This is a genomic window from Curtobacterium sp. B8 (genome assembly GCF_000333315.1).
Taxonomy (GTDB): Bacteria; Actinomycetota; Actinomycetes; order Actinomycetales; family Microbacteriaceae; genus Curtobacterium; species Curtobacterium luteum.
Window position 1 is genome coordinate 1 of sequence record NZ_BACW01000293.1, and the last position, 3143, is coordinate 3143.

The window sequence follows — 3143 nt, forward strand, 5'->3', positions numbered from 1 at the left end:
CACCGAGGGCCGCGAAGAGCTGCGCCGCCGCGGGCGTGTCCTCGGCCCGGAGTGCCCAGCGCAGCAGCACGACGAGGTTGTCGGCCTCGCGGCGCACCTCGTGGAACCGTTCGGTCTGCTCCGGACCGGCGATGGCGAGCAGGTTCCGGTCCGCGGCGAACGCGCGAGCCCAGTCGACCATGGCCGAGCGGACGTCCTCGGTGCGCCCGCGTTCGGTCAGTCGCGCGGCCCCGAACTCCCGGACGGTCTCGAGCAGGCGGTACCGGACCGGCTCCCCCTCGCGCTCGACCAGCTGCACGAGCGACTGCTCGACGAGGTCCGCCAGGTCGTCGAGTGCGTCCTCGTGTCCCTCGGACGCGACGGCCTCGACCGCGTCCACCGCGAGGCCGTCGGGGAAGAGCGCGAGTCGGGGAAGGAGATCCTGGGCGGAGGCGCCGAGCAGTCGCCAGCTCCACTCGATCACGGCGAGCAGCGTGCGGTGCCGTTCGGGGGCGCTCCGGTCCCCGCCGCGGAGCAGTGCGAAGCGGTCGTCCAGCCGGCGCTCGATCTCGTCCGTGCTCATGCCCCGGATCCGTGCCGCGGCCAGTTCGATCGCGAGCGGTGATCCGTCGAGCCGCGCGCAGATGCGGCGCACCGCGTCGACGGGGAGCACCGCGCCGGGACGCGCTGCCCGGGCACGCTCGGTGAAGAGGCGCACGGCGGCCCCGTCGTCCTCGACCGGCAGCGGCGCGAGCGGCGCCACGACCTCGCCGGCGATCGCGAGGGGCGCCCGGGAGGTCGTCAGCACCCGCAGCTCCGGGGCGGCGGCGAGCAGTTCGGCGGTGAGCGCGGCGACGGCGTCGAGCAGGTGCTCGCAGTTGTCGAGCACGAGCACCGTCGGTCCGTCGGCGAGGGCGCGGACGACCCGGCCCCACAGATCGGTGACGACGGCGTCGCGGAGGGTGCGGGCGGAGCGGACCTCGGCGATCCCGAGCACGGCACCGAGGGCGGGCACGACGTCCTCGGCGGCCGCGATCGACGCGAGCTCGGCCACCACCACCGCGGTCCCGTCCGGCAGGTCCGCCGCGACCGCCTGCGCGAGCCGCGTCTTGCCGAGGCCGCCCGGGCCGAGGATCGTGACCAGCCGTCCGCGCGACAGGAGGTCCGTGACGGCGGCGAGGTCGGCCTCCCGTCCGACCAGCGCGTTCGGGGCGGCGCGCAGGCCGATGCGACGGGCGCGACCGCTCTCGGCCGCCGACCGGCGGAGCAGGTCCGCGTTGTGCCGGACCAGCTCGGCGGAGGGGTCGGCGCCGAGTTCCTCGACCAGCCGCTCGCGGTGTGCGGCGAAGACCGCGACGGCCACAGCGGGCCGACCGGCGGCGTCGAGCGCCTGCATCGCCCCGGCGACGGCGACCTCGTCGACCGGGTCGGCGGCCACCTCGGCCGACCAGACCTCGGCGGCGTCGTCGGCCCGGCCGAGGTCGAGCAGCGCGGACCCCAGCGCCCGCCGGAGTGCGCGCCGGGCTGCACGGGCCCGGCCGGCGAGCGCGTCGCCGAGGTCGCCCTCGACGTCCTCGCCGGGTGCACCGCGCCAGAGCGCGAGCGCGGACTCGAGCGCGTCGACGTCCGGGGGCGCCGCCGCACGCTCCGCCCGCAGGAGGTCGACGTCGTCCGTGTCGCAGCCGAGCGCGTACCCGGTCGCCGTGGACCGGACGAGTCCCTCGGCGGTCGTCCGGCGGAGGCGGGACACCATCGTCTGCAGGGCCGCCCGCGCTCCTCGCGGCTGGTCGTCCGGCCACAGCTCGTCGATGAGGGAGCCGGTGGACAGCGAGCGCCCCGGCGCGAGGGCGAGCGCGGTGAGGAAGGACCGTGCGAGCGCCCCGGTGACGGTCGTCGGCTCACCCGAGGGCCCCTCGACCAGCACGGGCCCGAGGACGGCGAGTCGGGGGCGCGCGGTCACGTCGTCGAGTCTACGGAGCGCTCGAGCGTCTCAGCCCCTGCGCCGACCGCCGTCGGGCGGACCCGTCTCGGTGTCGACGTCCTCCGTCGCCCGCTTCTCGGACTCGATCACCCCGCGCAGCGCGACGATCGCACTCGCCGTCGCGGTGACCCGGGAGGGGTGCGACCGACTGGCGTCGAGCGCCTGCTCGAGCGTGGCGAGGGCTTCGTCCCCGTCCTGGGCCGGGCAGTCGCCGCGGACGACGCACGCGACCTGCCGCAGCGCCGCCGCGAACGGCTCGGCGAAGGCGGGGTCGGGCCGGCCGATCGCGTCGGCCACCGGACCGCTGCGCGCGACGAGCTCGGTGAGGTCGGTCGTGTACCAGGTGGCCCGCTCCAGGGCCCGGAACCGGGCACCGTCGGACTGCAGGCGCGCCCGGGGCCCGCGGAGCACGCCCCGCGGGTTCATCCGCCGGCTCTCCTGCGCGGTCGCGACCCGGTCCCGTACGTCCGCGATCGCCTTGTCGAGCCGCTCCTGCTGCCGGTCCCACGCTGCGGTGTCGGGTTCGCCCTCGACGAGCACGTCCGCGAGGTCGTCGAGCTGCTCCGCGAGCACCGCGTTCACCTGGTCGATGCGGCGCTCCGCGTCCCAGAAGTGCAGCGGCGGGAACACGGCGAAGTTCACCGCGAGGCCGATCGCGATCCCGATGGCCATCTGCACGATGTAGGCGAACGAGTAGCCCTCGGCGTTCCCCCCGCCGACGAGCAGCACGAAGAGCGCGGCCATCGGCACCCACGAGTACCCCTCGCCGAGGATCCGGAAACCGCTCACGAGGACGCCGATGCCGACGGCGAGGGCCACCGCGATCACCCCGGGGTCCCCGATCAGCATCGTGACCCACGCGATCAGCACGCCGAGCGTGATACCGACGAGCGTCTGCACACCCGACCGGATGCCGGCGAACACGGTCGTCCGCATCGCGACGATCGCACCGAGGGGCGCGTAGTACGGGTACTCGGCGGCGACGCCCGGAGCGTACTTGGCGAGCACCCACGCGATGGTCGCGGCCAGCGCCGCCTTCGCGGCGAGCAGCAGGCGCGGCTGGGTGCCGGATCCGCGGCTCCACCGCCAGATGCGCCGCCCGGCGCCCGTGATGCGTTCTGCTGGTGCCATACCGCCGGTCAGGTTACGCACGGTGGGCTGGTGAGGCGTGCCACCCGCGCGC

The 3143-nt window shown here is 75.8% G+C and carries 2 protein-coding genes; both read right to left on the bottom strand.

Annotated elements, in window-relative coordinates; all coding sequences use genetic code 11:
* Window positions 1-1939, bottom strand: a 1939-nt coding sequence (locus I59_RS07085; protein WP_022903261.1) for a BTAD domain-containing putative transcriptional regulator, incomplete at its 3' end; no start/stop codon positions are given.
* Between the two features lie 30 nt (window positions 1940-1969).
* A complete protein-coding gene (locus I59_RS19445) occupies window positions 1970-3091 on the bottom strand; it encodes an aromatic acid exporter family protein (protein WP_022903262.1) in 1122 nt (373 codons plus the stop codon).
* Window positions 3092-3143 lie beyond the last annotated feature (52 nt).

Coding starts and splice junctions, on each gene's coding strand:
- I59_RS19445 (WP_022903262.1), bottom strand. CDS start 3,091: ATGGCACCAGCAGAACGCATCACGGGCGCCGGGCGGCGCATCTGGCGG.